General features: G+C 55.8%; 5 protein-coding genes. All 5 read right to left on the reverse strand.

Annotation, left to right across the window (positions count from 1 at the left end; all coding sequences use genetic code 11):
• Positions 1-87: 87 nt before the first annotated feature.
• Positions 88-567 (reverse strand): Cys-tRNA(Pro)/Cys-tRNA(Cys) deacylase YbaK, encoded by a 480-nt coding sequence (gene ybaK / locus FDW87_RS03860; RefSeq protein WP_016152092.1) that lies wholly within the window; start codon positions 565-567, stop codon positions 88-90.
• A gap of 200 nt (positions 568-767) precedes the next feature.
• On the reverse strand, positions 768-1562 hold the full coding sequence (locus FDW87_RS03865) for a TraB/GumN family protein (RefSeq protein WP_019076185.1): 795 nt from the start codon (positions 1560-1562) through the stop codon (positions 768-770).
• A 202-nt stretch (positions 1563-1764) separates the two neighbouring features.
• Positions 1765-4266: a copper-exporting P-type ATPase CopA gene (copA, locus tag FDW87_RS03870; RefSeq protein ID WP_019076186.1), complete on the reverse strand. Its 2502-nt coding sequence runs from the start codon at positions 4264-4266 to the stop codon at positions 1765-1767.
• Between the two features lie 146 nt (positions 4267-4412).
• Positions 4413-5183 carry a heme ABC transporter ATP-binding protein gene (locus FDW87_RS03875; protein ID WP_103765964.1) on the reverse strand — a complete coding sequence of 257 codons (771 nt, stop codon included), beginning with the start codon at positions 5181-5183 and terminating at the stop codon, positions 4413-4415.
• A complete protein-coding gene (locus FDW87_RS03880) occupies positions 5180-6172 on the reverse strand; it encodes an iron ABC transporter permease (protein ID WP_016152096.1) in 993 nt (330 codons plus the stop codon). Before FDW87_RS03880 ends, FDW87_RS03875 begins: the two co-directional genes overlap by 4 nt.
• Positions 6173-6217: the final 45 nt, after the last annotated feature.

Here is a 6217-nt window from a genome sequence, read left to right on the forward strand (position 1 = left end):
GCACGCTGGCCGAGTCCAAACTGTCTTCACCAATCACACCCTGTAATCGCAGTAGGCTCAATCGCCGTATCACCGGGCAAAAGACAATTAATCACGGCGTGCGATATCGGCGAATTTCGCATCCAGAATTTTCGCTAAATCGCCCGCTGCCAGTTCAATATCCAGCCCGCGTTTGCCGCCGGACACATAAATGGTGTCAAACGTCTGGGCGGGAGCGTCGATGAGCGTCGGCAATCTTTTTTTCTGCCCCAGCGGGCTGATGCCGCCTACCAGATACCCGGTGGTTCGCTGCGCGATCATCGGATCGGCCATATCGACCTTTTTGGCTCCCAACGCCCTGGCGACCTTTTTGAGATCCAGTTGACCGGCTACCGGCGTAACGGCAACCGCCAGGTGCTTCATATCGCCATTCACGGCAACCAGTAGCGTTTTGTAGACCTGGTCCGCATTCAGACCTAACTTGCGTACCACTTCGTCACCAAAGTTCGTCTCGGACGGATCGTGATCGTAGGTGTGGATCTGGAAAGAAATTTTGTTTTTTTCGAGTAATTTAACGGCGGGTGTCATAGCAATTTTCCTGGCCCAGACAAAATACGACACAAGCATACGCCTGATGTCTGTCTAAAAAATAGTACCATCTTGCGCAATAGTGTTGGCAGGATGATGACTTTGAGCGACAATCGAACTACACCGATGCTTTAAGCGTCGGGATCATAATAATGATGAAATTCCTCTTTGACGGGCCAATAGCAATATTGGCCATTTTTTTACCGTAACATCTCCGGCAAATTTCCTTCTCCATACAAATGCAGCGCACCAACGGCCACGACATAGTGACCGGCGGGCATCGCCCTGAGTCGATCGCGCCAGGCCGCATTACGCTGATGCATCAAAACGTCATACAGCGACTGGCTAAAAGTATTGGGTAGATTGAGTTCGCTATTGCGTGGCGGCGTTTTAAGCCACCAGCCCATCATCTGTTGTAGCAGTCTGGCATTGGTATGCCAGTGCGTCAGGGTATCGTCCAGCAGAGCCAGTCCGTTATCGGGTAACTGACACAACAGCTCGATTTGGCTGGATGCGCCTTCCAGCTCGATTATGGGTTTATGCACCTGTTTTGCCGCATTCAGAAGTTGGTAATCAATGCCGTATTCTGCCCGCAACCCCAACTGCTGCGCCTGCGTTGCCTGCAAAACCATGGCGATTTGCCACAGCGGCTGGGTAGACAGCAGGGAAGGGGAAATACCCAGCTCGTCGGTGACTTTGTGCAAATTATCTAGCAGCTCTGGGCTGATGCGCTCTTCCAGTGCGGCAAAGGTCGGAAGGTTGGCAAACGGCGCGTCGTCGCCGGAAACATCGGCTTCGACAATGAGCGCATCGGCACGCTGGAGCTTTTTGAGTAATTTGGCAGGCAGAGGCGCCATATCGCGGCTGCCCATGTGAATACTGCCAATCAGATGAAAATGGCGGTTTCCGGGCAAGGAGATGTCGATGGCAGGCCAGGTATAGTGGTTGCCGCGTAGCGCGGTGAAAAATGATTTTACCCGGTACAACAGATCCATACGGCCTCCCTAAGTAGACTTCCATGCTAGCGCGTGGTCCTGGAAGGTGCAAATACACTTCATCATTCGCTCAGCCTCTTTATTGGCAGCGAGCAAAAACCCCAGTCACATAGTTGGCTATGCTCCTGGGGTTTTTATACTTGCCGCCTTGAGGCAACGCGAATGATTTGGGGCTCCGTTCAGAGCGCCATCCGGTAAAGGCTTACTCTTTAGGTTTGAAGCGCAGCAGTCGATTAGCGTTGCTCACCACGGTAATGGAGGAGAGCGCCATCGCCGCCCCGGCAACGACCGGGTTGAGCAGTGTTCCGGTGAACGGCCACAAAATCCCGGCGGCAACGGGGATACCGATGCTGTTATAGATAAACGCGCCGAGCAGGTTCTGCTTCATATTGCGCAGCGTTGCCCGGGAGATAGACAGCGCATCGGCAACGCCCATCAGGCTATGGCGCATCAGCGTAATCGCGGCGGTTTCAATCGCCACATCGCTGCCGCCACCCATGGCAATCCCTACGTCAGCCTGAGCCAGTGCAGGCGCATCGTTGATACCGTCACCGACCATGGCAACCTGACGCCCCTGGCTCTGCAGACGTTTAATTGCCTCGGCTTTACCGTCAGGCAGAACGCCAGCAATCACCTCATCAATACCCGCCTCTTTGGCAATGGCGTTGGCGGTCGTTGGGTTGTCGCCGGTGAGCATCACCAGACGATACCCGGCGCGGTGCAGACGCTGGAGTGCTGCCACGCTGTCGCTACGCAGAGGATCACGTACCGCTAACAGCGCTGCCGCTTTACCGTCAATCGCTAACAGTACTGGGGTTGAGCCTTGGGAAGCCTGAGCGGTGATTTCAGCCTCCATTTTAGTGGTATCTACCTGCTGTTCATTGAGCAGCGCCTGGTTTCCCAGCAGCAGCGAATGACCTTCCGTTTCGCCACTGACGCCTAAACCGCGCAGCGTACGGAAACCGTTGACCTGCGGCAGCGTGACATCACCTGCTTTGTCCAAAATCGCCCTGGCTAACGGGTGGCTGGAACCCTGTTCAAGGGCCGCTGCCAGACGAATTGCCAGCGCTTCGTCGGTATTGCCAAACGTTTTGATGGCGACAACCTGTGGTTTGCCTTCAGTTAGCGTCCCGGTTTTATCAAACACGATGGTATCGAGCGTGCTGGCGCGCTGCAGCGCATCGGCATCACGTACCAGCACCCCAAATTCAGCGGCACGCCCGACGCCGGAAATAATCGACATCGGCGTTGCCAGACCCAGCGCACAAGGGCAGGCAATAATCAGGACGGTGGTGGCGATTACCAGCGTATAGACAATCTGCGGTGCCGGTCCAAAGAAATACCAGATAGCCGCACTGACCAGCGCAATGGCGACCACGACCGGAACGAACACCGACGAGATGCGGTCGGCCAGTTTGCCAATCTCCGGTTTGCTGCTTTGCGCCTGGCGCACCATACGAATAATGCGCGACAGCGTGGTGTGACTGCCAACAGCGCTGGCGCGGAACAGCACGCTACCGTCCTGTACGACCGTACCGGCGTGGACGCTATCGCCTGCGCCTTTTTGCTGTGGAATCGGTTCCCCGGTCAGCATGGCCTCATCCAGCCAGGCTTCACCCTGAGTGATTTCGCCATCAACCGGAACGCGGTCACCGGTGGTCAGGCGCAGCAACATTCCAGCCTGCACCTCTGCCAGCGGCACGTTCTTTTCACCTTCGTCAGTGACGACGCGTGCGGTCGGCGGTGTCAGATCGAGCAGTTTTTCCAGTGCTTTAGACGAGCGTTGGCGAGCCCGCGCTTCCAGCATGTGTCCGAGGTTAATCAGACCGATAATCATGGCACTGGCTTCATAATAGAGGTGTCGCGCTTCCATCGGGAACCATTGTGGCCAGAGGTTGACGCTCATGGAATAGAGCCATGCCACCCCCGTACCCAGCGCCACCAGCGTATCCATGGTCGCGGTGCCGTTCATCAGACTTTTCCACGCATTGCGGTAAAAGTGACCGCCCGCGAAAACCATCACGGCAAGCGTTGCCAGACCAATCATCAGCCACAGGCTGCGGTTGTCGTCGCTCACCATCATGTTGTCGCCAATCATGCCCCATACCATGACCGGGATACCCAGGAGCAGCGCGACGGCTGCCTGCCAGCGAAAACGTTTCATGGTTGCCACGGCGGTTTCTTGCTGACGTTCGCGACGCTTAGCATCATCTTCAATCGCTTCTGCGCCGTAGCCCGCTTTTTCAACCGCCTGTACTAAATCTGCGGCGGAGGCACTGCCCATTACCAGCGCAGTGCGTTCCGCCAGGTTTACCCGTGCCTGCGTGACGCCCGGTACACTTTGCAATGCATTTTGTACGCGGGTCACACAACTGGCGCAGCTCATGCCGTTTAACAGCAACTGTTGGCTGTCATCATCAGCCGTAGCTGCCGGAAGCTCGGAAGGGACCGCTGCCAGTGCTTCCGACGGGATTGATGACTCCGTCAGCGGTTTAGCCTTTGGGTGGCTTAACTCCGCGCCGTAACCGGCTTGTTTAATGGTTTCAATCAGCGCTTCTGCGCTGGCGCTCCCGGTAACATGCGCTTCTGTCACGGTGACATCCGCTTGCTCAACGTCCGGACGTTGTTCCAGACTTTCTTTAACGCGTTTTACGCAGTGACCACAGGACAGGCCGTCCAGGGTTAGATCGATTGTTTGAGACATAACCAACTCCTTTTTTGCAGGATTAACTGACTGTGATAAAGGTTAAACCTTCCAGCAAGGGGAAGGTCAAGGGCGTTTTTAGAAAAGGTGAAAAAAGGGTGTAAAGGGAGAAAAACGGGAACGCCACGTCAGGGGTTCCCGGTCTGTTATTGATTGAGGACGATAATCGGCGTTCGATGCTCCGGTTCATTTATGACCGTGAGATCGGCACCGTACAGCGCGTTCAGCGACCGTTGCTTCAGGACATCCTGCGGATATCCGTTATCAACTATCCTGCCGCGTTCCATCAATACCACACGGTCGGCATAGCGCGCCGCGAGGTTGAGATCGTGCAGGACGCAGCAGACGTTAAGCTGCCGTTCACGCACCAGACGACGTAGCAGACGAAAAAGGTGCTGCTGGTGGTGAATATCCAGCGCGGAGGTGGGTTCATCCAGAAACAACCATTTCGGCCCAGGCTCGGGCTCCCAAAGCTGAACCAGCAGGCGCGCCAGCTGTACCCGTTGTTGTTCTCCTCCCGACAGATGCCGGTAATCGCGTGCGGCCAGCGTCTGGCAATCACACAATGCCATGATGTACTCCGTTTCATCGCCCGTGTTGCGCGTACGATACGGATGTCTGCCCATGCGAATGACCTCCTGAACGCTAAACGGGAAGGCCATATGACTATTCTGGCGCATCACGGCACGGGTTTTTGCCAGCTCGGTGATAGACCACTTGTCCAGCGGCTTGCCAAACATGCTACAACGCCCACTGTGGGGCTGCAGATATCCCGTAAGCTGGCGTAGCAGCGTCGATTTCCCGGCTCCGTTCGGGCCAAGAATCGCGATGATCTCTCCATCAGGTAGCGTCAGGGAAACGTCGTCGGTCAGTCGTCTTCCCTGAATGTGGTAGACCAGATTTTCAGCGACGATCATGACACCCTCCGGCTACGCAGTATTAACCACAGGAAATACGGTCCCCCGATCAGGCTGGTTAACAGGCCAACGGGCATTTCGGCTGGCTGAACAAGTGTGCGGGCCAACGTGTCGGCAATCAGGAGTAAACAGGCACCGGCCAGCGTAGAGCAGGGAATCAACCAGCGATGATCGGCGCCGGTCGTCATTCTGATCAGATGTGGGATCACCAGGCCAATAAAACCAATTACGCCGCTGACGGAAACCGCAGCGCCAACCAGGAGCGAACTGAGCAACAGTAACTGCTGACGCTTACGTTTGACGTTTACGCCGAGGTAATGCGCCTCTTCATCACCCAACTGCAGTAAATTAAGCGTTCCCGCCATGCAGATGGTTACAACAATGGCTGGAAGAACAAACGTGCTGGCAACCAACAGCGTTGGCCACTGGGCCTGGCCGAGATTACCCATCATCCACAATGTAAGTTGACGTAGCTGCTGCTCGTCGCCCACATAGCTCAGTACGCCAATAGCCGAACCGCACAGGGCATTGATAGCGATACCGGCTAACAGCAGTTGCATCATTCCACCGTGGTTATGACGCTGGCTTATCAGGAAAATAATCGTGCAGACCACCATGCTGCCTGCGACGGCAAAAATCATCTGCTCATACAGCACCAGCACTACGGGGAACGAAAATGGGATAACTATCGCGATGCCGACCATCAGCGCGGAGCCGCTGCTGACGCCAAGCAGGCCAGGATCGGCCATCGGATTGCGAAAAAGTCCCTGCATGATGACCCCTGCCGTCGCCAGCGCAGCACCGACCAAAACGGCCAGCAGCACGCGAGGCAGGCGGATGTTTAACCAGATATCACGATATTCGTCGTTGAACAGAGCGCTGAAGCTAATGTTCAGCGCCCCCTGGCTGGCACCGAAGAGCATCAGAGCAACCAGCAAAAGAGAAAGACCCGTCAGGATGCTGACGGAAGAAAGCGAGTCCTTAAGCACGTAACGCTCCATAACGTCTTTGCGGCGCGGAGTTCCCGCGCCGTG

The organism is Citrobacter sp. wls826 (assembly GCF_005281245.1).
Taxonomy (GTDB): domain Bacteria; phylum Pseudomonadota; class Gammaproteobacteria; order Enterobacterales; family Enterobacteriaceae; genus Citrobacter; species Citrobacter braakii.